The sequence below is a fragment of the Collinsella sp. AM33-4BH genome, assembly GCF_003469205.1.
Classification (GTDB): Bacteria; Actinomycetota; Coriobacteriia; order Coriobacteriales; family Coriobacteriaceae; genus Collinsella.
This window is the reverse complement of record NZ_QSIN01000007.1, coordinates 45,301-69,136: the sequence shown is the minus strand read 5'-3', so window position 1 is coordinate 69,136 and position 23,836 is coordinate 45,301. Positions and strand designations below refer to the sequence as shown.

Here is a 23,836-nt window from a genome sequence, read left to right as displayed (position 1 = left end):
ACCCAATAATCGACCCTCGATTGGCGCCCACTAAGGTAAAGCGGTTGTTGCCCAGTCGACGGTGATGCTAAAGACTCGGCTTACGCCGGCATGGCCCCGAACCCGTCCATCAGGAACAGCCTGAGAACCAGCTTGATGACATTTCCCGGTTTGACTTCAGCCGTGCCAAAGACGTGGCGCTCGGCGAGCTCGCTGCAGTATGCGTAGATATCGCGGATAAGGTCCGCGCCCGAAAGCGTAAACATGTAGCCTGCGTCCGAAAGCGCATTGGGTGCGGCGGGCAACTTGGTCATGCGACAAAAGGTCAACAGGTCGGGCGCCATAGCGTCTTGGTAGCCAAGATGGCCGCCGTCTTCTTGTGCGGCGAGTTCCAGCTGGCGTACTCGATCCAGCGCCGCTGCCAGCACAAAGCTCGGTGTGGGCGCATTGACGTCTTCCGTGTTCGCCACGAGTTTGCCCGCCGCCTGTGTGACAAGCCAGGCGACCTCGCGCTGGCAACGCACGGCCTTGCGCGTAACCGGCTTGATGGACGAAGAAGAAACGCTCCCCTTAGGCGGATTCGAAGCAGCCATAAGACCCTCCCATGAACAATCCGGCCCAACAAGCCCGGATGAAACACGTGCTACATCAGTATACAGGGGAGTGGGGTAGCGGGGTACAAGCGCGCCAGCGGCAAACCGAGAGCATCAACAATGTGCCTCCGCTCTATTTGGACGATGGTACGTGGGTCATTAAGTACTCGGTTCAAGCGCCGGGTACCGTTGGTTTTCGAGACCAGAATTACAACCGTAAAATGCTCAACTGCATGGAATGTGACGTCCCAGCCGGAGTCATATTTGCAACCGAGGTGGGCTATAAGGTGCTCGGCCTTGCGTTTGTTGAGCGGTTCGAGCCCGAAAACGGATGGTTTGTTCTGCACGGTCCTGTTCATAAAGGCGGACCGGACCCTCGTTTTGCGCCCGACATGAGTTATCTGAAGCACATACCCGTCGATATTGAGTTTGCCGGACAGGGTGCGACCGACGATGAAATTTGGCTTTGGCGGTCTTTTACGATCGTGCTGTTTGATCGGATCGCGTGGCGATGCAATCTCGCACACGCCTGCCGGTGCATGCTCTTCCTGATTTGTATAGCGAGAGGGGAGCGAACGTGAGCTGGCGAGGCGATATTGCGATGGGGAAGTACGGAAAACTGCCGTGCGCCCTTATAGACAACAAAATGTTTCCGAGCGTAGAAGTTGATTGCGGGTCGTTTGTCGTCGCCTGTCCTTGCTGCGGCTCGCAAATACCGTGCCTCGACATTCGGTTCATCGATGCGTGCGACAGACTTAGCGACGAAGTGAGAAAACGGACAGGCGTTCATATGCCGGTGTATCAGGAGAAATGCCCTGTTTGTGGCCTCGATATCGTGTACGACGCCGGCGACGAGGGATAGGTGATGCGGAGGAGCTGGCTGTGAAGGCATCTCTGTCCCTATAAATAAATCCCCTCACCGAGCTGCTTGTGGAACTTGGCGTGATGGTCGCGTGCCCAGGTAAAGAGCGCCTGGTCAAAGTCGGTGCGCGTGGCCGGGACGCCAAAGACGCCGGCAACTTCGACGCGTACAAACTCCAGTGTCGGCAGCTTGTTGATGGCAGTGAGGGCAAACGGGGACGAGGGCTCCTCGAACAGATAGCGGCTGCCTTGCAGCGCGTCGCAACTGGTGCACGTGTTGCCGAGCGACGGGGCTTTGGAGGCTCGCGCGCCTACGGGCTTGTAGCCGCAGCGCTTAGAAAGATAGTCGCGGATCTCGCCCGGCACGCAGCCAAGAGCGGGCACGATGGCGAGTGCGTTGGCGTTGGCCGTGTCGATGGTAATGTGCCCGGCTTCGTTGGGCGCGTGCGCGATGGCGATGCCCTTGTCGTCATCGGTTCGATAGGGAATGCCGAAGGCCGCGACCGAGGTCTCTTTGTGACACTTCCAGCACTCGCGCTTGCCCAGTACTAGATATATATACGGCGCTGAGGGGTCGGATCGGTCAACACCGGGCAGCCACTCGGCAAAAGGCTCGGGGTTGACGCCGCTGGGTACATACCAGATCTTCTTGGTCCGGTCCCATTTGGCGCCCAGCGCCTTGGCTTCTTCTTTGTGCGAAAAGGGGACATCGAGCTCGGTGCGCATGGCGGCTCCTTGGTGCTGCAGGTGCGAGTGGCTCAAGGATACCGCAGGGCGCAGACATCGCGGCGTTTTGTTGAGAAGTTGCGGCGCGGACTGCTTGGTTACGCCGTTAGATTAATTGGCAAGTAGATGGTCGGCTTTTGACCAGTTGGGCGGTTGGAGCAGCTTGCGGCGCAGTTTTGTGCCTGGCTATTGTTGATGTTGGGGTATTGAATATATTTGGCTGCCATTCGTCAGGTGAATTGATGTTACGTTGCGATGACGGTTGGAACTGCCAGCGGATTTAGCGACATAAAACAAAACAGCTCAGAGGACATAGCCTCTGAGCTGCGAACATTTGGTGGGCGTTAGAAGATTTGAACTTCTGACCTCTTCCGTGTCAGGGAAGCGCTCTCCCCCTGAGCTAAACGCCCGATCAAGGGTGCGCAAGCGCGCAAGGGATAATATAACGGAGCCTGAACTCGGTGGCAAGAACATTTTTAAAAATCGCTTACATTGTGGAATTCGGGGGCTTTGTCATATCCATTTCAAAAGAGCCTGCTGCCGCGATTTGACTGTCGCATAATGCAAGGCCATTGCGGTATCGAGCTATGGAAAGACGTCTGCGGAATTGTCCTACCGATAAGCGGACAAGCCTTCGGCTGGTGCCTTCGCCGTGGTAAGGTAAGCCGAATTGTTTCCAGGCTGCTTCGAGGGAATGGAATGAGCAAAGAGCGTGTCGAGCAGGTCGAAGGCGCAGGGGCTTCGGTGCCGATGACCGATATATCGAACATTGATGTGCCCGAGGGCACCGATGAGCTCAGCCGCAACACCCGTCGCGCATGGCGCGACCGCCTGAACAACGCTTCGACGCGCAAGATGATCACGGGCGTCTTGGCTACGCTGGTGGGCGGTTCGTTTTGGGGCTTCTCGGGCACCAGCGCGAGCTTTCTGTTCGAAACCTACCACGTCGACACCTTGTGGCTTATGAGCGTGCGTCAGATTCTCGCCGGTCTACTCTTTATGGCCGTGGTTGTTACGCGCGACCGCGAGCGCCTGGTTAAGCTCTGGACCACACCCGCCGATCGCAAGCAGCTGCTGCTCTTTACCGCCTTTGGCCTGCTGTTCAACCAGTTTTGCTATCTATCGGCCGTGCGCCTGACGAACGCCGGAACCGCGACGGTGCTCCAGTGCCTGCAGCTCGTTATCATCATGGGCTACACCTGCGTGACCGATCGCCGCATGCCGCGTACTCGCGAAGTCATCGGCATTGGCTTGGCTCTGGGTGGAACCTTTTTAATCGCCACCGGTGGCGACCCCACCAGCCTGAATATCTCGCCGCTCGGTCTGATCGCGGGTCTCATGTGTGCGGTCAGCGCTACATGCATGGCGGTGATTCCCGCCAAGATCCTGCCCGAATACGGCAGCCCCATCGTCACGGGCTCGGCAATGCTCACGGCGGGCGTGGTCTCGTGTGTCTTCGTGCAGCCCTGGGCGCATATGCCGGCGCTCGACGCTGCCGGCGTCGAGGAGCTCGCGGTGTTCGTGGTTATCGGCTCGTTTTTTGCTTACATGCTCTATATGCAGGGCGTTAAGGACATCGGCTCGGTGCGTGCGAGCCTCATCGGAACTGTGGAGCCGGTTTCGGCGACCATCACCAGCGCCGTTATGCTGGGAACGGTGTTTTTGCCCACCGACCTGGCGGGCTTTGCCATGATTATCGCGATGGTGTTCCTCACGGTGTAGCTGGCGCCAAGACGGAAAAGGTGCTGTGCCACATTTTCGCCAATTGATGTCCGTGTCTGGAGTTTAGCTGTCGATGCTCAAAATGCCATAAACTAGTAACGTTATGGACTTTTTCATTGCGACTCAATTGCGAGGATTTCTTTATGGCTGGTAATCACTTTAAGGGCAGCGATAGCGGCCGTCCTGCAGTTCCGCCGCGTCCGAACGGGGCTGGTAAGGCCGGCACGCCGGGCGGCGCTGGGCAGGGCGGTTCCGGTAAGCGCGTGTCCCCGGGCGAGACGGCGATGTTTACCGCTCTGTACGAGCAGTCTCAAAAGGCAAAAAAGACCGGCCGTGCAAGAGGGAATGTCTTTGCGGGCGGTGCGACCTCCACGTCGCAGCCGAGCGGGGCTCCTTCGGTACCTGCGAACAACGCAAGTGCCGCCAACGCCGCGAATGCCGCCGGCAACGTTAATGCCGGCAAGGCAGCCAACAATACCCCCTCTGCCGGTGGCGCGGGGCTTACGGGTAACCTTGGCACGATTTACACCGGCGCCTCCGAGACCGGCACGTTCGCCCGCCTGGATGATAGCGGTGCCCAGTTTGCGGGCTCGGGTTCCAAGGAAGATTATTACGATTTTGGCTTGAACTACGGTAGCGACGCTTCGTCGAGTTCGACCTCTGACGGTCTGGTCCGTCATCGCCATCGCAAGGGCGAGCGCAAAAAGCGTCACACTGGCGCCATTATTGCCGCTGTAGTCGCGGTGCTTCTCGTTGTGCTTGGCGCAAGCGGCTTTATGCTGCTTAACTCGGCAAAGACCGTAAAGAGCGAAGCGAAGGAGGCTGTCGAGATCGTCGGTGGCCTTAAGGACAAGGTCACGTCGGGCGATTTTTCGACGCTGCCTGACGACGCGAAGAAGATCGATGAGCTCTGCGACAGCATGAAGGCGGAGACCTCGAGCCCGCTGTGGACGGCGGCTTCGTTTATCCCGGTGTATGGCAGCGACATCAATGCGGCCCGCACCATGATCGACGCCCTGTCCGATGTCTCGAGCAACGCGCTGGTTCCCATGGCCGATAACCTTTCGCAGGCCACGCCCGGCAAGCTGTTCCAGGATGGGACCATCAACGTGTCTGCGTTGCAGGCGGTCGCCGATTCGCTCTCCGATAGCTCGAAGGTGTTCAAGAGCGCCAACGAGAAGATCCAGGGCATTGGCGATACTCATATTTCCCAGGTGACCGAGCTGGTCGATAAGGCCAAGGACGGCTTTGCCACCCTCAATGGCGCGGTTGACGCGGCGGAGAAGGTCGCCCCCGTCCTTCCCCAGATGCTCGGCGCCAACGGCCAGACGCGCAACTACCTTGTGTACGCCATGAACAACGTCGAGATTCGTGCCTGCGGCGGCTTTGGCGGTTCGCAGGGCCTGATTTCAGTTACCGATGGCCAGATGTCGATCGGTGACTTTGTCCCATGTATTGCGCTTGGCAAAGACGAGGCGGTTGAGAGCGTCGACGAAGAGGACGAGACACTGTTTGGTGACCACAGTAACCTGTACAACTCTGGTAACGCGTATTCGCCCGATTGGCCCCGCAACTCGCAGCGTGTCGCAGCCCTGTGGAAATCTCAATATGGCCAGGACGTTGACGGCGTCGTGGGTATCGACCCGGTGTTCCTGCAGTATCTGCTGGGCCTGGTCGGTAATGTGTCGCTGCCCGACGGAACGGTTGTCGACGGCACCAACGCCGCAAAGGTCCTCATGCACGATGTGTACTGGAACTATCCGGTCGAGGAGTCGGACGGCATCTTTGCATCCGTCGCCAGCGCTGCCTTCGACAAGATCCTTGGCGGTATCGGCGATGTCGATGTTACGAAGCTTGTCAGCGCCGTTGAGCGCGGTGCCGAAGAGGGACGCCTGATCGCGTGGATGAAAAACGATGATGAGCAGAATGCCATCAAAGAGACGGGCATTGACGCTTCGCTGCCCGATCCAGATGATCCGAGTGCCGATCCTGTTGCCGGCGTTTACTTTAACAACCTGAGCTTCTCCAAGCTCGACTGGTACCTGAACGCCGATACGCAGATTGGCCAGGGCGTCAAGAACGGTGACGGCACGTGCTCGTATCGCATCACCGTTACCCTGACGAACATCATGACGCAGGAGGAGGCAGGCAAGCTGCCCGACTACGTCGCGGCGAGCGCACCCGATGCCGCGCGTGACGACGAGCGTCTGAATGTCTCGTTGTTTGCCCCGACGGGCGGCAACATTACTGATCTGACCGTCGAGGGCACCCAGTTTGGTCTTGGCGCCGCTGCGTGGCATGGAATCCCCTTCTATTCGGGCACCGTTGACCTGCATGCTGGCGAGACGACGACGATCACGTATACGCTGACCACGTCGGCCGAGGCGGGGGACAAGCCGCTTACGCTGCGTCAGACTCCTACATGCCAGGCGGCTCGCGACAGCGCGTCGGCGTAGGGTTTTTCTGGTTGCGCAGATAATCGAGTACCATTTTGGGGCGGACAGGCAATCTGTTCGCCCCTATTTTGTAAGGAGAGCGCATGAAGTACTTTGGCACCGACGGCTTTCGCGGTGAGGCTAACGTTGGGCTGACGGTAGAGCACGCTTATAAGATTGGCCGTTTTGTGGGCTGGTATTACGGCGCCAACCGCGAGCGCAAGGCGCGCGTCATCGTGGGTAAGGACACGCGTCGCTCGAGTTATATGTTCGAGGCGGCGCTGGTGAGTGGCCTGGTCGCGAGCGGTGCGGACGCCTATATGCTGCACGTGATCCCCACGCCGGGTGTAGCGCATCAGACCGTGGAAGGCTGTTTCGATTGCGGCATCATGATCAGCGCGAGCCACAACCCGTTTTGCGATAACGGCATTAAGCTCGTCAACAGCGACGGTTTTAAGATGGACGAGGACGTGCTGGAGCTCATCGAGGACTACATCGATGGCAAGAGCGAAGTTCCGCTGGCCACGGGCAACCACATCGGTGCCACGGTGGACTACATGCAGGGCCGCAACCGCTACATTGCTTCGCTCATTGCAAGTGCGAACTTTTCGCTGCAGGGCGTCAAGATCGGTCTCGACTGCGCCAACGGCTCGGCTTCCTCGGTGGCCAAGCCGGTGTTTGACGCGCTCGGTGCCGACGTGCGCGTGATCAATGCCGCGCCCGATGGCTTTAACATCAATGTGGACTGCGGCTCCACGCATATGGAGCGCCTGCAGCGCCATGTGGTGGAGCAGGGCCTGGACGTGGGCTTTGCCTATGACGGCGATGCCGACCGCTGCCTAGCCGTGGACGAGCGCGGTCGCGTGGTCGACGGCGACCAGATCCTGTACGTGTGCGGCGTGTACCTGAACAAGCACGGTCGCCTTTCGGGCGGTACCGTGGTGCCGACGATCGCCAGCAACTTTGGCCTGATCAAGTCGCTGGAGCTTGCCGGCCTGAGTGCCGTGACCAGCGGCGTGGGCGACCGTCACGTGTATGCCAAGATGCGCGAGGGCGGCTACAGCCTGGGTGGCGAGCAGACGGGCCATACGATCTTTGGCGATATCGAGCGCACGGGCGACGGCATTATGACCTCGCTGCGCGTGATGGAAGTGATTCGTGCCGAGCGCGAGACGCTCTCGCAGCTCACGGCCCCGTGCAAGCTGCTGCCGCAGGCGCAGGTTGCCGTGCGCGTGGCGGACAAGGACGCCGCGCTCGAGAACATGGGCGTGCAGAACGCCATCGCCGAGGCCGAGGCTGCGCTGGCAGGCGAGGGCCGCGTGCTCGTACGCAAGAGCGGAACCGAGTCGGTGATTCGCGTGCTCGCCGAAGCCCCCGACCAGGCAGCCGCCGACGCCGCCATGAAGCGCATCGCCAACGCCCTGGAAGCTCTGTAGTTACGCGGTTTTACCAAACCGCGTAACCGCTCGACGCTGCAAACGACCCTAAGCGGCAATCTGACGTTCAATTTCAAGTAGTCATGGGGGACGTTCTTAAACGACTAGTCATTAAAGAACGTCCCCAATGACTAGGGGGGCGCCGCGGGATAGATCCTGCGGCGCCCCTTTGCGTTGTGTGTTGTCTAAGCTTTAAAGCTCGTACAGCGTGGTGAACTTGTCCTGCAGGTAGCTGCAGTAGTAGCGGGAATCAAAGGCCATGCCGCAAGCGCCCTTGATGAGCTCCGGTGCGTCCTTGGCGCGGCCCCACTGCCAAATGTGCTCGCCCAGCCACGCGCGGACGGGTGCCAGATCGCCGCTCGCACAGGCGCCATTGAGGTCGACACCGTCGCGGCACATGGCCGGCACAAACATGGCGTCGTAGGCGCTACCCAGCGCATACGTGGGGAAGTAGCCAAACGAGCCGCCGCTCCAGTGCGTATCCTGCAGGCAGCCGCGCGTGTCGTCGGGAACGGGAATGCCCAGGTACTCGTTCATAAAGCGATTCCAAAGCGCGGGGATGTCCTTGGCCGTGGCCTCGCCGGCAAACAGCATGCGCTCGATCTCGTAGCGCACCATAACGTGCAGCGGATAGGTGAGCTCGTCGGCCTCGGTACGGATCAACGACGGCTGCGCGATGTTCACGGCGCGGTAGAGTGTGTCCTCGTCGACGTCGCCGTAGACCTCGGGTGCGTGGCGGCGCAGCACCTCGAGCAACGGGCCCATAAAAGCGCGGCTGCGACCCACGGTGTTCTCGAAGAAGCGGCTCTGGCTCTCGTGGATGCCCATGGAGGTGCCACCCTCAAGACAGGTGCGCGCATAGGCAGGATTGACGCCCAGCTCGTACATGGCGTGTCCCGCCTCGTGGATGATGCTGTAGACGTTGGAGATGCAGTCGTCCTCGTAGATGTGCGTGGCGATGCGCGCGTCGCCTACCGAGAAGCCCTCGCTAAACGGGTGCTCGGTAAAGGCAAGCGTGGTGTCGTCCAGGTTCAGGCCGACGAGTTTCATGAGGTCGAAGCTCATGGCGCGCTGGGCGGCCTCGGGCACACGGGCGTGCAAGAAGTCGGCAGCGGGCTGCTGGCCGCGCTCGCCAATGGCATGCACAAGCGGCACGACCGTGGCCTTGACCTCGTCACAAAACGCGCCGAAGCTCTGGGCGGAAAGGCCGCGCTCGTACTGGTCGAGCCACACATCGTAGGGGTCGCGCTTGGGGTCCATGAGCTCGGCCTGATGCTTAAGTTGGGCGACGATTCTATCCACATAGGGCTCAAAGCTCGCCCAGTCGTTGGCCGCCTTGGCCTTGTGCCACACGGCGTCGGCCTCGCAGGTGAGCCTGGTCCAGGCCTCGGCCTCCTCGGTGGGGATGGCACTGGCCTCACGTTGATCGCGGCCGAGCACACGGATCTCGTCGAGCAGCTGAGGGTCGTCGATTTTGCCGCCGGCGACGGTCTCGCGCGCTAACGAGCGTACGAGCTCAACGGACTTCTCGCTGGTCAGCAGCTTGTGATGCTCGCCGGCAAGCGTGCCCATGGCGTCGGCACGCGCTGCTGCGCCGTTGGCGGGGGCAATGGTCGCGCCGTCAAACTCGGCAATCTTGAGCAGGTACTCACGAGTCCACAGCTTGCCTTCGAGCTTGCGGAATTTTTTGACGGCCTTATCGACCTTCATGCCTTTGGATGTCTTGCCCGCTGCAGGCTCGGCCTTCTTATCGAGTTTCTTTCCCATACCATATCCTTGATCTCGTGAGCCGAGCGCTTCGGGTGGGCGCGCGGCCAGTTTGCACAGCTACCTGCCTTGTACCCAGTGCGAACAAAACGGAACGCGGCGATGCACACGCAGAATGTGTTATCCTATAGCCCAATGCGTTGACGGAGAGGGTTTTGCCCGCCGCGTCGCCGGCAAGAGAGGGAAGGTCATGGGCTGCGAGCCTTCCTGCGGTGACAAGGGCCAAGCGTTCACTCCCGAGCAGCGACCTCAACGGGCACGCGGCCAGCGGCGGCGAAGCCCCAGTAGGGAAGCCGTGAGCCTCGCGACAAGGGGCACAGAGTGGGCGCGGCGGGCCAGACATCCGCCGGGTCAAACAAGGTGGTACCGCGGAATTCAACCGTCCTTGGGCAATGCACATGCCCGAGGGCGGTTTTTTTGTTACCGAACCGGGCCGCACATCCGCAGCTCCGGGTGGCTCCAGCCGCCGCGGCAAGTGGATGCGCGAGAGACGAAAGGGAAGACATGAGTCTGATTGATGATCTGGTCAAACTCGAGGAAGAGGCCAAGGAGCTCGTCGCAGGCGCCGATGACGCCGCCAAGCTCGAGGCTGCGCGTGTTGAGCTGCTCGGTCGCAAGGGTCGTATCACCGGCTTGATGCGCATGATGGGCAAGCTCGCCCCCGAGGATCGTCCCGTGATGGGCAAGCGAGCCAACGAGATGCGCCAGCTGATCGAGGGCATGCTCGACGAGCGAAACACCGAGATGAAGGCCGCCGCCCTCAAGCGTGCACTCGAGCACGACGCCGTCGACATCACGCTGCCGGGCATCCGTCCGCAGATCGGCCACCAGCACCTGATCAAGCAAATCATCGAGGAGGCCGAGGACATCTTCTGCGGCATCGGCTACACCGTCGAGTCCGGCCCCATGGTCGACACCTCTTACTACAACTTCACCGCGCTCAACGCTCCCATGGATCACCCGAGCCGCTCGGCCCGCGATACCTTCTACGTGGTCGACAACAACCCCGGCAGCGTCGCGCACCCCGAGGCTCACGCCCACGGCGAGTCCGACGTGCTGCTGCGCACCCAGACTTCGGGCGTGCAGATCCACACTATGGAGTCGCAGAAGCCGCCCATCTACATGATCTGCCCGGGCACCGTCTACCGTCCCGACACGGCCGATGCCTGCCACCTGCCGCAGTTCAACCAGATCGAGGGCCTGGTCGTCGACGAGGGCATCACCTTTGGCGACCTGAAGGGCACGCTCGACTACTTTGTTAAGTGCATGTTTGGCGAGGATCGCAAGACGCGTTACCGCCCGCACTTCTTCCCCTTCACCGAGCCCAGCTGCGAGGTGGACGTGAGCTGCCACGTGTGCGGCGGCAAGGGCTGCAACTTCTGCAAGCACAGCGGCTGGATCGAGATCCTGGGCTGCGGCATGGTCGACCCCAACGTCCTGATCAACTGCGGCATCGACCCCGAGAAGTACACCGGCTTCGCCTTTGGCATTGGCGCCGAGCGCGTCGCGGCCCTGCGCTACGACCTGCCCGACCTGCGAACTCTCATGACGGGCGATATGAGATTCCTGAATCAGTTCTAAATCACCCGTTCTAGCAAGCATTTCTTTCTCATAAGGAGTAATCAAGTGAGAGTTTCTTACGACTGGCTCAAGACCATGATCGATATTCCGGAGGATCCCAAGACCCTTTCGGACGAATATATCCGTACCGGCACCGAGGTCGAGGCGATCGACACCGTGGGCGAGTCTTTTGACCACGTGGTGACCGCCAAGGTACTCACCAAGACCCCGCACCCCGATAGCGACCACATGTATGTGTGCTCGGTCGACGTGGGCGACAAGAACCTCGACGCCGACGGCAACCCCGCCCCGCTGCAGATCGTCTGCGGCGCGCAGAACTTCGAGGCCGGCGACCACATCGTCACGGCCATGATCGGCGCAGTTCTGCCCGGCGACGTCAAGATCAAGAAGAGCAAGCTTCGCGGCGTCGTGTCCATGGGCATGAACTGCTCCGCGCGCGAGCTTGGCCTGGGCGGCGACCACTCCGGCATCATGATCCTGCCCGAGGATACGCCCTGCGGCATGCCGTTTGCCGAGTACGTGGGCTCGAGCGACACCGTGCTCGACTGCGAGATCACGCCCAACCGTCCCGATTGCCTGTCCATGATCGGCATGGCCCGCGAGACCGGTGCCATCTTCGACCGCGATTTCCACGTTGAGCTGCCTGCCATCAAGGCCGAGACCGGCCGCGCGACCGATGACGAGCTTTCCGTTGAGATTGCCGACGAGGGCCTGTGCGACCGCTATGTCGCTCGCATCGTGCGCAACGTGAAGGTCGGCCCGTCGCCCGACTGGATGGTCAAGCGCCTCAACGCCCTGGGCGTGCGCCCGCACAACAACATCGTCGACATCACCAACTATGTGATGATGCTCACCGGTCAGCCGCTGCACGCCTTTGATCTGTCAACCTTTGCCGAGCGCGAGGGCAGGCGTCGCGTGGTGGTTCGCGCTGCCCAGCAGGACGAGAAGTTTACGACCCTCGACGGCGAGGAGCGCACGCTCGACGCCGGCATGGGCCTCATCACCGACGGCGAGCGCCCCGTGGCGTTGGCCGGCGTTATGGGCGGCATGGATTCCGAGATCGAGGACGACACCGTCGACGTGATGGTCGAGAGCGCCTGCTTCAACGCCGGTCGCACCTCGCACACCAGCCGCGATCTGTCGCTGATCTCCGACGCCTCCATCCGCTTTGAGCGTCAGGTCGACGAGACCGGCTGCGTGGATGTGGCCAACGTGGCCTGCGCGCTCATCGAGGAGATTGCCGGCGGCGAGGTTGCTCCCGGCTATGTGGACGTGTTCCCCGCGCCCAAGACCATCGACAGCATTAAGCTGCGCCTAGCCCGCGTGCACGCCATCTGCGGTGCCGACATCGAGCCCGACTTTATCGAGCGTTCGCTCACCCGTCTGGGCTGCACCGTCGAGCGCGAGGGCGAGGACTTTATGGTCACCCCGCCGAGCTTCCGTCCCGACCTGCCGCGCGAGATTGACCTGATCGAGGAGGTCCTGCGCCTGTGGGGCATGGGCCGTGTGACGGCGACCATCCCGGCTGCCAAGAACCACATCGGCGGTCTGACCCGCGAGCAGAAGCTCACCCGCAAGGTCGGCGAGATCCTGCGCGCTTGCGGCCTCAACGAGACCACGACCTTTGGCTTTGCCGCCCCGGGCGACCTGGAGAAGATCGGCATGTCCACCGAGGGCCGCGGTTGCCCCGTGGTGCTCATGAATCCACTGGTAGCCGAGCAGACCGAGATGCGTCGTTCGCTGCTGCCGGGCCTGCTGCAATCCGTGGCCTATAACGAGGCCCACGGCACGCCCAACGTGCACCTGTACGAGGTCGGCAGCCTGTTCCACGGTCGCGAGAACGCCAGCCTGCCCAAGGAGACCAAGTCCGTGGCGGGTGTGCTCTCGGGCCAGTGGAGCGAGCAGTCCTGGAACATGAAGTACCGCAAGCTGCGCTTCTTCTTTGGCAAGGGTATTGTCGAGGAGCTGCTCGCCCAGCTGCGCATCGAGAAGGTTCGCTTCCGTCCCGTCGAGGGCGAGAGCTATGCCTTCCTGCAGCCGGGTCGTGCTGCCGAGGTGCTCTCGGGCGGTACCGTGCTGGGCTGGGTTGGCGAGATCCACCCCGAGGCGCGCGAGGCTATGGGCATTGACGAGGTCGTCGTCGCCTTTGAGCTCGACCTGGACAAACTGATCAAGGGCGCCCGCAACCAGGAGAACTACCGTGAGTTCTCGCAGTACCCGGCCGTTGAGCACGACCTCGCTATCGTGGTCGACAACACTGTGACCTGCGAGGATCTTGAGCGTCGTATTACGAGTGCCGGAGGCAAGCTGCTCGAGGGCGTGCGCCTGTTCGACGTCTACCGCGATCCCATCCGCATCGGTGCGGGCAAGAAGTCCATGGCCTTCGCGCTTACGTATCGCTCCGACGACCACACGCTCACCAGCGAAGAGGTCGAGAAGGCGCACCAGAAGATCGTCACCAAGGTGTGCAAGAGCGTAAACGGCGAGGTCCGCTCGTAATCTTTGCTGTTCGGAACCCGCCCCTGCGGGGTTTTCACGGCAACGTCCTCGCCGCTTCGCGGCTGCGGGATGTTGCCTTAGAAAACCCCTCTCGGGGGCGGGTTCCTGCGTTAACCTTGTTGCGAGCGGACCGCACCTTCTTCCGGGTGACCGGAAAGTTGGGAGTGCATCGGCCCTTTATTGGGCGGTGCGTGGACCTGGGTTAATAACGTACGTATTGCAAGGACGTGCTGCGTTGTGGGCGGTGCGCCTTTTTGTTAGTATGCTGAGTCGGTGTTACGGATTGTTGGAAACGTAACACGCAACGTTCTGATTGAGAGGGCTCATGCACATTCCAGACAACTACCTGTCCCCGCAGACCGATGCCGTCATGGCGGTCGCGATGGTGCCCGTGTGGGTCCACTGCATCAAGAAGGTGCGCGCCACGCTCGATCGCGAGCACATGGCTTTTCTGGGCATCTGCGCCGCATTCTCTTTCTTGCTCATGATGTTCAACGTTCCGCTGCCCGGCGGCACCACAGGCCACGCCGTCGGCGGCGCACTCATCGCGCTGCTGCTGGGCCCCGAGGCCGCGGCTATCGCTGTCTCGGTCGCGCTGGCCCTGCAGGCGCTGCTGTTTGGCGATGGCGGCGTTCTGTCGTTTGGCGCCAACTGCTTTAACATGGCCTTTGTGCTGCCGTTCGTCGCTGCTATCGTGTTCCGTGCGCTCAACAGCCGTCTGCACGACAAGAGCTGGGGCACCTCGGTTTCTGCCATCGTGAGCGGTTGGGTCGGCCTGTGCCTGGCGGCCCTGTGCGCGGCAATCGAGTTTGGTATTCAGCCGATGCTCTTTATCAACGCTTCGGGCGCGCCGCTGTACTGCCCCTTCCCGCTGTCCGTGGCTATTCCGGCCATGTTGATCCCGCATATGCTGGTTGCCGGCGTGATCGAGGGCGTGGCGACGGCCGCCATCTACGGTTTCATTAAGAAGACGGCGCCGAGCATTATCGTCGGGCCCGAGGCCGTCGATGGCCAGCTCGCTGCCGAGGGCGCTGCTGCCAAGAAGACCTCGCTGGTCCCCACGCTCATCCTGGTTGCCGTGCTCGTCGTGGCCACGCCGCTGGGCCTGCTGGCCACGGGTGACGCCTGGGGTGAGTGGGACGCCGAGGGCGCCGCGACCGCCGTTCAGGAGGCTGGCGACGACAGCCTGCAGGCTTCAGTCGGCCTCGATACCCCGACCTTTGCCGATGCCCTGCCCACGGGCGATTATCTGCAGGCCTATTCCGAGGAGCAGGGCCTTGGCTTTGCCGGCCAGGCCGCGATGTATATTCTTTCGGGCGTGATTGGCGTGGCGGTGCTCTCCATCGCATTCCGCCTGGTCTCGCTGACGGTCAAGGAAAGCGGTGCTCATGGCAATAGCCGAGCTGCCTAGCTGGCTTGCGGTCGAGCAGCGTTACGAGCCTGCGGGGGCTCGGCATCGCGTGATGCAAAAGAATGTCCTGCACCTGGCGAGCCTGCTTGAGCGGGTTCGCCTGGGTGGAGGCGCGCACGAGGGCGGGTCGATGGTCGACCGCGCCCTTTCTTGCGTTTCGGCTCCGGTGCGCCTGGTGGGGATGTTCGTCTGCGTTCTGTGCGTGTGCCTGACGCAAAGCCCACTGTACCTGATGCTGATGGCGGCGATTTCGTTGGTACTGGTCGCGGTGCGCCCCGCGCGCGGACTGCGTGCGACCTTTGTGCCGGCACTTGCAGCCGCGGGGCTTGCCGTGGTTCTGGCACTGCCCGCCCTGCTGCTGGGCGCGTCTGCCACGGGCGCCATGCTCAAGATCGCGCTCAAGACGTTCATAAACGTGTCGCTGGTGCTGGGCGTTTCATGGACGCTCACCTGGAGCCGCATGTCGGCGGCGCTCAAGATGCTGCATCTACCCGACGAAGTTATCTTTACGTTTGATATGGCGCTCAAACACATCGAGGTGCTGGGACGCACGGCGCACGATCTGTGCGAATCGGTCATGCTGCGCAGCGTCGGTTCCGCGCCTGAGGGGTTTTCGCGCACCGACTCGGTCTCGGGTATCATGGGCATGACGTTTATCAAGGCGATGGAATGCAGCCGCGCGATGGACGAGGCTATGCTTTGCCGCGGCTTTGCCGGTGCGTATCCGGCGCCCGCGCGCGCCGGGTTTGGCTGGCGCGATGCCGCTTATACGGCCGTTGTGGCGTTGTTCGCTGTGTTGTGTGCGGTACTGTAGCGCGGGTGGTCTAGCCGTCGATGTGAGTAGGGAAGGGCGACGTTTTGGCAAACGATACAAATGGCGCGATGGGTGCGAGCGGTGTTGTCGGCGCTGAGGTCACGCCGCTCATCGAGTTTCGCGACGTGGCGTTTTCCTATGCGGGGCATACAGTTGTCGACAGCGTGTCACTGCAGGTCGATCGCGGCGAGCTCGTTGCTCTACTCGGGCCCAACGGCTGCGGCAAGACGACGATCATGCGCCTTATCAACGGCCTTGAGCTCGCGGATGCCGGCGCATACCTGTTTGACGGACGCGTGGTCGATGCGGCGTATCTGAAGGATTCTACTGCCGCCCAGAAGTTCCACCAGCGTGTAGGCTTCGTATTTCAAAACGCCGATGCCCAGCTGTTCTGCGCCACGGTTGGTGAGGAGGTCGCTTTTGGACCGGCTCAAATGGGGCTGCCGGCAGACGAGCTCGAGCGCCGCGTATGCGATGCCATGGAACTGTTTCAAGTTGCCGACCTGGTCGATGCCTCGCCCTATCAGCTCTCGGGCGGTCAAAAGAAGCGCGTGGCGCTGGCTGCCGTCGTGTCGATGAACCCGGATATCTTGGTCCTCGACGAGCCTACCAATGGGCTCGACGAGGATTCATGCGACATCGTGGTCAACTTTCTACTGGCCTATGTTGCTGCCGGCAAGACGGTCTTGATGAGCACGCATCATCAAGATTTGGTGCGGCGCCTGGGTGCCCGCGCCATCTATATCGATCGATATCACCATGTGGTCGAGGCGCCTTCGCCGTCGTATGGAACCGAGAGCGGTGCTGCGGAATAGTTGCTGCGTAGAGGATGCGTAGCCGCCCGCGCGGCTTTGCCGTGATGGTATAGTTATCCAGGTTTTTTATGGGGGTTGCTATGCCAAGCTGGAACATTCATATCGCTCAAACGGAGCGCTTGCTGACACGTGCTAGCGTGCTTGCCGATAGCGTGCGCGACCGCAATGCCTTTTTGTTTGGCTGCGTGGTTCCGGACATCTTTGTGGGCTACATGGTTCCCGGCATTGCCGATCCCATCCCGTACCGCATCACGCACTTTGCTAAGCCCGAGCCTATCCCCAAACCACGCGAGCACGAGTTCTGGGATACCTATGTGACGCCGCTGCTTAAAGGCGCACCCGCGGGCGAACCTGCTGAGGCTACCTCGATTGTCGAGGAGCGCGAGCGACTGAACCGCGTGCACTATCCTCAGCGCTACAGGGATGCCGAGCCGGTTGTCGGTCCCGGCGCCTGTGAGTTCTCGCTTGCGTCCGAAGATGTGGCGCAGTCGCTGCTCGATTTAACGCTGGGCGTCTGGTCGCATCTGGTGGCCGACACGGTATGGAACACGCGTGTGAACCAGTATCTGGAAGCACACGGCGGCAAGCCGTGCGAGGAATTCCGCATTAAAAAGCAGGGCGATTTTGACTGGTTTGGCAAGACGCTGGGCATCGTTTCCATTCCGCGTGCGACCGATCGCCTCTATACCGCTGCGACGCGTTTTGGGCAGTATCCCATCCATAAAGAATATGTGCTCAAGACTATCGGCGTCATGCACGAGATTGTACGCGAAAACCCCGGCGAGCCCGATCATCCGCCGTATCGCCTGCTAACCGAGGAGTTTTTCGATGCAACGTTTACCGAGGTCATCGAGCTGACCGAGGCGGGATTTGCGGCTCGCGTTGCTGCTTCTGACGTTCCCGCAGTCCCCCTGATCGCTAGCTGCTAGCCGGCCGGCTTGACGGCGAACAGCTCATCCCAATCGACCAATAGCTCCCGCCGCAGGGCATCTTCGGTGGTGCGTTTCTGATCGGTCTTTGGGATGTAGGGGAGCCCTGCCTTTTTATGGATGAGTTCGGCGATGTTGTTAAAGCTCTTCGTGTCTTTGATTTGCTCATAGGTTATCTGGATAACGTCATAGCCCATGCTTGTGAGGGCGGTGGTGCGCTCGGCATCGGAGAGACTTGCGGCTTCGCCATCGTGGGCGGAGCGGCCTTGGCATTCCAAGATGACGCCCATGCTGTCGGTGTTGCTCTCTATGAGGATATCGGCGTAGCAGCAGGTTTTGTCATACAGTGAGCGCGCGGCGTCGCTGAGTGGGATGCGCACGTTGTTTGCGATGTTGATGCCCATGCCGCCCTCGTTGCGGGGGAGCGAGACAAGCATAGAGGCCTGTACTTCGAAGGGCGAGGCGGTCTGCCCCGTCATGTGCTCGGCCGCCCAGCGCAGTTGTTTAACGCCGCGCAGGCCTGCAGCCTGCTTGGCGAACGCGGCGATATCCGCCGCGCTGAGGAGCGGCGGGCGCTTCCACAAATTGGTGTCATTGCCCTTGGTGTCGACAACACGCTCCCAGCAGCAGTTGGGTGGAATGAGCTTAAGCGAAATAGCTTCATCAAGATGTTGTTGCGTTCGCTCGCAGGGCTTAAACACTGCAAAGGAGCCGCACATCTCGTAGCAAGCCATGAGTAGCTGGTTGCGTGAGACCTGCGTAGCAAGGCTGAGCAGCGTAAACTCGGGCGACGTGACATCAAATCCATGTTCAGTTTGCCTAAACGACCCGGGAGGCGGCTCTTGGGTCAGGAGGTGCGATTTAAACAGGCTTCGCGACCCGGATTGTGCTCGAGTGAATACAAACCTGTGAAGCGGTGCGTGAAGTAGGTCTTTTACAACTGCATGACTTCCGAGGCCGCAACATCTGCGATCCATATTGCCAAGGCTAATGGCGGGGTAAAGCCCTAATACCTGCGGCGGGATACAGTGATAGTAAAAAGCGGATTGACCGCATAGCGTCAGGTCCATGATATCCTCCTGGTCGAAATGTGCTTTTGGACCGTGCGATGCCAGCGTCAATTCGGAAGTATGCGGCAAAATCTGAACCCTGTGAGCAGACCTGGCTTTTGAGGCCAGTTTATCAGGCATTTTGTTGCGAAAAAACGGGGTGTGCTCGGAGGTCTCAGAATTTGCCGCATACTTCCGAAAACGCGGTCGATCTGGCTCTTGCTAAAACGATTTAGCAGCGTCGGGTAAGGTGTGGTTTCGCCATCGGGCGAACACTTTTAGCGCTTGGGACTTTATTTTTGGGCCTCGAAAGGTGGATTTCGCGCTTTTGGTAAAGAAATGGGTGCGTGTTTTGCCGTGTGCCGGCATTGACACAGAAAAAGGGCCCGAAAGGCGAAGCCTTCCGGGCCCTTTGCAATGCAAACATGCTTGCAAGTACGACTTAACGCACCTGAGCGACGTAAGCGACGTTGGTCGAGGAGACCTTGTCCTCGAGCTGGACGCTCATGCGGGGATCGCCGGCGGTAGCGACGGTCAAATCGCCAGCCTCGACGTAGCCGAGCTCCTTAGCGGTCTCGATCGCCTTGACGATCGTGCCGTTGACGGTGCCCTGGGTAATCTCGGCCTGGTGCGGGATAACGCCCCAGTACATGATCATCTGCTGGACGGCCCACTCGTGGCGGGAGAACGCGCAGATCGGCATGTTGGGACGGAAGTGCGAGATCAGGCGAGCGGTACGACCGGTGGTCGTCGGCACGGTGATGCACTTGGCGCCAACGGTGGTAGCCATGTTCACAGCGGACATACCCACAACGTTGTTGACAACGCGGGTGCCGTGAGCATCGGCCGGAACCTCGAGCGGAGCGTGGGCCGGGAGGTACTTCTCGGTCTCGAGAGCAATGCTGGCCTGCATCTTAACGGCCTCGACCGGGTACTTACCGGCAGCGGACTCGCCGGACAGCATGACGGCGTCGGTGCCGTCATAAATGGCGTTAGCAACGTCGGCAACCTCGGCGCGCGTCGGGCGCGGGTTCTGCTGCATGGAGTCGAGCATCTGCGTAGCGGTGATGACGGGCTTGTAGGCCGCGTTGCACTTGGCGATGATCTCCTTCTGGATGTGCGGAACGAGCTCGGGCTTGATCTCGATGCCCAGGTCGCCACGGGCGACCATGATGCCGTCAGAAGCCTCGAGAATCTCGTCGAAGTTCTCGACGCCCAAGGCGCACTCGATCTTCGGGAAGATCGTCACGTGCTCGCCGCCGTTCTCGCGGCAAAGCTCGCGGATGCCGCGGACGGACTCGCCGTCACGGATGAAGGAAGCGGCGATGTAGTCGATGTTCTCGGTCAGGCCAAAGAGGATGTCCTGACGATCGCGCTCGGTGATGGCGGGCAGCGAGATGTTGACGTTGGGCATGTTGACGCCCTTGCGCTCGCCGATCAGGCCGTCGTTCTTAACGACGCAGGTCATGTCCTGGCCACTGACGGACTCGACCTCGAGGGCAACCAGGCCGTCATCGATCAGGATGAGGGAGCCCTTCTCGACCTCGGAGGGCAGAGCCAGGTAGTCGAGGGAGATGTGCTCAGCGGTGCCGTGGAAATCCTCGGACGTGGGCTGAGCGGTGACGACGATCTTATCGCCGGTCTTGACGGCAACCTTCTTGCCGTCGACCAGAAGGCCGGTGCGGACCTCGGGGCCCTTGGTGTCGAGCAGGATGCCGACAGGCAGACCGAGCTCCTTGGAAATACGGCGGACGCGCTCGATGCGACCGTGGTGCTCGTCGTAGGAGCCGTGCGAGAAGTTAAAACGGGCGACGTTCATGCCCGCCTTGATCATCTCGCGGATGGTCTCGTCGCTATCGCAGGCGGGACCCATGGTGCATACAATCTTAGTGCGCTTGTACATTCAGACCTCCATCTGACATCGTCTTGCGCTGATAGATAAACCATAAGAAATAAAACCGAGATGATTATAACGAAATGCCGACCGAATACCCCAAAAAATCGACCGTATGCCGAAATGGAAGTTCATTTTTTGCGGGAAAAACGGTATATGGAAAATCTTTACCAACCACTCCAACCGCTGCTATCTGGGCGATATGTCAGTTTGGCGATGTGCCGAAGAAAAAACGTTTTACCAATGTTGAGCATCACACGGTCTGCACCGTTGCGTGCGGACCATATTTCCAAACCGATTGTTTTGGCTAGACGCGTCGCTTTGGGGTACCATAGCTCCACTATCAACTGCCGCTCAGCACGGCAGCCTTGATGAGCCCTTGCCCTTCTCCTGGGAATTATGATCGGGCATCAATCTGCTGAGTGGCCCGAATCCCAGGAGGGGACTCTATATGCAAAAGGAATACCTGTCCGCCGCGGCGGAGGTGCTCAGCGACCAAGGTGTCGATGAGAACCTCGGCCTGAGCAACGACGAGGCGTCTTCGCGCCTTGCCAAGACAGGCCCTAACAAGCTCGAGGAAGCCGAGAAGACGCCGCTGTGGAAGCGTTTCTTTGAGCAGATGGCCGACCCCATGGTCATCATGCTGATCGTTGCCGCCGTCATCAGTGCGCTCACGGGCATGGTCAAGGGCGAGCCCGACTTTGCCGATGTCGCCATCATCATGTTCGTCGTTATCGTCAACTCGGTGCTGGGCGTGGTCCAGGAAGCCAAGAGCGAGGAGGCCCTCGAGGCCCTGCAGGAGATGAGTGCGGCGCAGTCCAAGGTGCTGCGCGACGGCAAGCTCGTGCACCTGCCGAGCGCCGAGCTCGTGCCCGGCGACGTGATCATGCTCGAGGCGGGCGACTCCGTCCCGGCCGACTGCCGCGTGCTCGAGAGCGCCACGATGAAGATCGAAGAGGCCGCGCTCACCGGCGAGTCCGTGCCCGTAGAGAAGCACGCCAACGTGATCGAGCTTGCCGCGGGCACCGATGACGTGCCGCTCGGCGACCGCAAGAACATGTGCTACATGGGTTCCACCGTGGTATACGGCCGTGGCCGCGCCGTCGTGGTCGGCACCGGCATGAACACCGAGATGGGTAAGATCGCCGGCGCCCTGGCCGAGGCCAAGGAGGAGCTCACGCCGTTGCAGGTGAAGCTCGCCGAGCTCAGCCGCATCCTTACCATTATGGTGATCGTCATCTGCGTCGTGATCTTTGGCGTTGACATCCTCCGCCACGGCGTGGGCAATGTCCTCACCGACCCGACTGCCCTGCTCGACACCTTTATGGTCGCCGTCTCGCTTGCCGTCGCCGCCATTCCCGAGGGCCTGGTCGCCGTCGTGACCATCGTCCTTTCGCTCGGCGTGACCAAGATGGCCAAGCGCCAGGCGATTATCCGCAAGCTCTCTGCCGTCGAGACCCTTGGCTGCACGCAGACCATCTGCTCCGACAAGACCGGTACCCTTACCCAGAACAAGATGACCGTCGTCAAGCACGAGCTCGCTGCGCCCAAGGAGAAGTTCCTGGCCGGCATGGCGCTGTGCTCCGATGCTCAGTGGGACGAGGAGCTGGGCGAGGCCGTGGGCGAGCCGACTGAGTGCGCGCTCGTCAACGACGCCGGCAAGGCGGGCCTCACTGGCCTGACTGCCGAGCATCCGCGCGTGGGCGAGGCCCCGTTTGACTCGGGCCGCAAGATGATGTCCGTGGTCGTCGAGACCCTGGATGGCGAGTACGAGCAGTACACCAAGGGTGCGCCCGACGTGGTGATCGGCCTGTGCACCCATATCTACGAGGGCGATAAGGTCGTCCCCCTGACCGAGGAGCGCCGCGCCGAGCTCGTGGCGGCCAACAAGGCCATGGCCGACGAGGCCCTGCGCGTACTGGCGCTGGCAAGCCGCACCTACACCGAGGTTCCCGACGACTGCAGCCCCGCTGCGCTCGAGCATGACCTGGTCTTCTGTGGCCTGTCCGGCATGATCGACCCGGTCCGTCCCGAGGTGGCCGACGCTATCCACGAGGCGCACGACGCCGGTATCCGCACCGTCATGATCACGGGCGACCACATCGACACCGCCGTGGCCATCGCCAAGCAGCTGGGCATCGTCGCCGATCGCAGCCAGGCCATCACCGGTGCCGACCTCGATCGCATGAGCGACGAGGAACTCGACGCGCACATCGAGGACTACGGCGTGTACGCCCGCGTCCAGCCCGAGCACAAGACACGCATCGTCGAGGCCTGGAAGTCGCGCGACCAGATCGTGGCCATGACGGGCGACGGCGTCAACGACGCCCCGTCCATCAAGCGCGCCGACATTGGCGTTGGTATGGGCATCACCGGTACCGACGTCACCAAGAACGTCGCCGACATGGTACTTGCCGATGACAACTTCGCTACCATCATCGGCGCCTGCGAAGAGGGTCGTCGCATCTACGACAACATCCGCAAGGTCATCCAGTTCCTGCTTTCGGCCAACCTTGCCGAGGTGTTCTCGGTGTTTATCGCCACGCTCATCGGCTTTACCATCTTCCAGCCGGTGCAGCTGCTGTGGGTGAACCTGGTCACCGACTGCTTCCCCGCGCTCGCGCTGGGCATGGAGGATGCCGAGGGCGACATCATGAAGCGCAAGCCGCGCAACGCCAAGGACGGTGTCTTTGCCGGACATATGGGTCTGGACTGCGTGGTCCAGGGCCTAATCATCACCGCGCTGGTGCTGGCGAGCTTCTTTGTGGGCGTGTACTTTGACATGGGCTACATCCACATCGCCGATATGATCGCCGGCAATGCCGACGAGGAAGGCGTGATGATGGCGTTCATCACGCTCAACATGGTCGAGATTTTCCACTGCTTCAATATGCGCAGCCGTCGTGCGTCGCTGTTCACCATGAAGAAGCAGAACAAGTGGCTGTGGGCTTCCGCCGCGCTGGCACTGGTGCTGACGGTGATCGTGACCGTGCAGCCGACGCTTGCCGAGATGTTCTTTGGCCCCGTGACGCTTGAGCTCAAGGGCGTTGTCGCTGCCCTGGGCCTGGCCTTCCTGATCATCCCGCTGATGGAGATCTACAAGGCGATCATGCGCGCGGTCGAGAAGGAGTAGGTCGAAAGGCCATCCTTCCCACCGGCCCGACCGCCTGCGGGGTTTCTTCTTCGCTGGTCCTCGCGCTTCGCGCTGCGGGATCACTCAGAAGAAACCCCTCCCGGCGGGCGGGCCTTCGGATAACCTCTCGGGACCGTAAGCTGAGGGAAAGTATGTGAGCTGGTCGGGCTTTGCCCGGCCAGCTCTTTTTGA

General features: G+C 61.1%; 16 protein-coding genes and 1 tRNA gene. 11 read left to right on the top strand and 6 right to left on the bottom strand.

The window, feature by feature from the left end:
- Positions 1–80 precede the first annotated feature (80 nt).
- Positions 81–572: a hypothetical protein gene (locus tag DW821_RS06550; protein WP_117816991.1), complete on the bottom strand. Its 492-nt coding sequence runs from the start codon at positions 570–572 to the stop codon at positions 81–83.
- Between the two features lie 11 nt (positions 573–583).
- Here DW821_RS06550 and DW821_RS06545 point away from each other — a divergent pair, with 11 nt between their 5' ends.
- A complete protein-coding gene (locus tag DW821_RS06545; RefSeq protein WP_117806024.1) occupies positions 584–1,153 on the top strand; it encodes a hypothetical protein in 570 nt (189 codons plus the stop codon).
- A 319-nt stretch (positions 1,154–1,472) separates the two neighbouring features.
- On the opposite strand, the gene DW821_RS06535 is transcribed toward DW821_RS06545, so the two are convergent.
- Entirely contained in the window at positions 1,473–2,159 is a 687-nt protein-coding gene (locus DW821_RS06535; protein ID WP_118066148.1) for a DUF5710 domain-containing protein, read from the bottom strand.
- Positions 2,160–2,494: 335 nt separating this feature from the next.
- A tRNA-Val gene (locus DW821_RS06530) sits at positions 2,495–2,569 on the bottom strand.
- A gap of 289 nt (positions 2,570–2,858) precedes the next feature.
- Between DW821_RS06530 and DW821_RS06525 the strand changes: the two genes are divergently transcribed.
- The 3 genes from DW821_RS06525 (at position 2,859) to glmM (ending at position 7,752) form a co-directional block, all read left to right on the top strand.
- Complete coding sequence (locus tag DW821_RS06525; protein WP_199584305.1) at positions 2,859–3,881, top strand: DMT family transporter; 1,023 nt, start codon at positions 2,859–2,861, stop codon at positions 3,879–3,881.
- Positions 3,882–4,024: 143 nt separating this feature from the next.
- Positions 4,025–6,337, top strand: a complete 2,313-nt coding sequence (locus DW821_RS06520) for a DUF4012 domain-containing protein (protein ID WP_117716605.1) — start codon at positions 4,025–4,027, stop codon at positions 6,335–6,337.
- Between the two features lie 83 nt (positions 6,338–6,420).
- Positions 6,421–7,752 (top strand): phosphoglucosamine mutase, encoded by a 1,332-nt coding sequence (gene glmM, locus DW821_RS06515; protein ID WP_117716606.1) that lies wholly within the window; start codon positions 6,421–6,423, stop codon positions 7,750–7,752.
- 192 nt (positions 7,753–7,944) lie between these two features.
- Here glmM and DW821_RS06510 read toward each other — a convergent pair whose 3' ends face one another.
- A complete protein-coding gene (locus DW821_RS06510; protein ID WP_118066146.1) occupies positions 7,945–9,519 on the bottom strand; it encodes a carboxypeptidase M32 in 1,575 nt (524 codons plus the stop codon).
- Between the two features lie 504 nt (positions 9,520–10,023).
- On the opposite strand from DW821_RS06510, the gene pheS reads away from it, so the two are divergent.
- The 6 genes from pheS to DW821_RS06480 all read left to right on the top strand — a co-directional run bounded on the left by pheS (position 10,024) and on the right by DW821_RS06480 (position 17,568).
- On the top strand, positions 10,024–11,100 hold the full coding sequence (gene pheS / locus DW821_RS06505; RefSeq protein WP_055250566.1) for a phenylalanine--tRNA ligase subunit alpha: 1,077 nt from the start codon (positions 10,024–10,026) through the stop codon (positions 11,098–11,100).
- A 45-nt stretch (positions 11,101–11,145) separates the two neighbouring features.
- Positions 11,146–13,599 carry a phenylalanine--tRNA ligase subunit beta gene (pheT, locus tag DW821_RS06500; protein ID WP_118066144.1) on the top strand — a complete coding sequence of 818 codons (2,454 nt, stop codon included), beginning with the start codon at positions 11,146–11,148 and terminating at the stop codon, positions 13,597–13,599.
- A 325-nt stretch (positions 13,600–13,924) separates the two neighbouring features.
- Complete coding sequence (cbiM, locus tag DW821_RS06495; RefSeq protein WP_118066142.1) at positions 13,925–15,010, top strand: cobalt transporter CbiM; 1,086 nt, start codon at positions 13,925–13,927, stop codon at positions 15,008–15,010.
- The gene (locus tag DW821_RS06490) at positions 14,988–15,824 is read left to right on the top strand and encodes an energy-coupling factor transporter transmembrane protein EcfT (protein ID WP_118066140.1); all 837 of its coding nucleotides are present in this window, start codon (positions 14,988–14,990) and stop codon (positions 15,822–15,824) included. The genes cbiM and DW821_RS06490 overlap by 23 nt, the downstream gene beginning before the upstream one ends.
- Before the next feature lie 44 nt (positions 15,825–15,868).
- Complete coding sequence (locus DW821_RS06485; protein ID WP_118066138.1) at positions 15,869–16,639, top strand: energy-coupling factor ABC transporter ATP-binding protein; 771 nt, start codon at positions 15,869–15,871, stop codon at positions 16,637–16,639.
- An 80-nt stretch (positions 16,640–16,719) separates the two neighbouring features.
- Positions 16,720–17,568: a hypothetical protein gene (locus DW821_RS06480; protein ID WP_055250557.1), complete on the top strand. Its 849-nt coding sequence runs from the start codon at positions 16,720–16,722 to the stop codon at positions 17,566–17,568.
- Here the strand turns inward: DW821_RS06480 and DW821_RS06475 are convergent.
- A complete protein-coding gene (locus tag DW821_RS06475; protein ID WP_147325191.1) occupies positions 17,565–18,638 on the bottom strand; it encodes a hypothetical protein in 1,074 nt (357 codons plus the stop codon). The two genes, DW821_RS06480 and DW821_RS06475, sit on opposite strands and share 4 nt — an antisense overlap.
- Positions 18,639–19,059: 421 nt before the next feature.
- The gene (gene pyk / locus DW821_RS06470; RefSeq protein WP_117634311.1) at positions 19,060–20,520 is read right to left on the bottom strand and encodes a pyruvate kinase; all 1,461 of its coding nucleotides are present in this window, start codon (positions 20,518–20,520) and stop codon (positions 19,060–19,062) included.
- Between the two features lie 442 nt (positions 20,521–20,962).
- On the opposite strand from pyk, the gene DW821_RS06465 reads away from it, so the two are divergent.
- A complete protein-coding gene (locus DW821_RS06465; protein WP_117634309.1) occupies positions 20,963–23,644 on the top strand; it encodes a cation-translocating P-type ATPase in 2,682 nt (893 codons plus the stop codon).
- Positions 23,645–23,836 lie beyond the last annotated feature (192 nt).

Coding starts and splice junctions, on each gene's coding strand:
- DW821_RS06535 (WP_118066148.1), bottom strand. CDS start 2,159: ATGCGCACCGAGCTCGATGTCCCCTTTTCGCACAAAGAAGAAGCCAAG.
- DW821_RS06475 (WP_147325191.1), bottom strand. CDS start 18,638: ATGGACCTGACGCTATGCGGTCAATCCGCTTTTTACTATCACTGTATC.
- cbiM (WP_118066142.1), top strand. CDS start 13,925: ATGCACATTCCAGACAACTACCTGTCCCCGCAGACCGATGCCGTCATG.
- DW821_RS06545 (WP_117806024.1), top strand. CDS start 584: ATGAACAATCCGGCCCAACAAGCCCGGATGAAACACGTGCTACATCAG.
- DW821_RS06490 (WP_118066140.1), top strand. CDS start 14,988: ATGGCAATAGCCGAGCTGCCTAGCTGGCTTGCGGTCGAGCAGCGTTAC.
- DW821_RS06510 (WP_118066146.1), bottom strand. CDS start 9,519: ATGGGAAAGAAACTCGATAAGAAGGCCGAGCCTGCAGCGGGCAAGACA.
- DW821_RS06550 (WP_117816991.1), bottom strand. CDS start 572: ATGGCTGCTTCGAATCCGCCTAAGGGGAGCGTTTCTTCTTCGTCCATC.
- DW821_RS06525 (WP_199584305.1), top strand. CDS start 2,859: ATGAGCAAAGAGCGTGTCGAGCAGGTCGAAGGCGCAGGGGCTTCGGTG.
- pyk (WP_117634311.1), bottom strand. CDS start 20,520: ATGTACAAGCGCACTAAGATTGTATGCACCATGGGTCCCGCCTGCGAT.
- pheS (WP_055250566.1), top strand. CDS start 10,024: ATGAGTCTGATTGATGATCTGGTCAAACTCGAGGAAGAGGCCAAGGAG.
- DW821_RS06465 (WP_117634309.1), top strand. CDS start 20,963: ATGCAAAAGGAATACCTGTCCGCCGCGGCGGAGGTGCTCAGCGACCAA.
- glmM (WP_117716606.1), top strand. CDS start 6,421: ATGAAGTACTTTGGCACCGACGGCTTTCGCGGTGAGGCTAACGTTGGG.
- DW821_RS06480 (WP_055250557.1), top strand. CDS start 16,720: ATGCCAAGCTGGAACATTCATATCGCTCAAACGGAGCGCTTGCTGACA.
- DW821_RS06520 (WP_117716605.1), top strand. CDS start 4,025: ATGGCTGGTAATCACTTTAAGGGCAGCGATAGCGGCCGTCCTGCAGTT.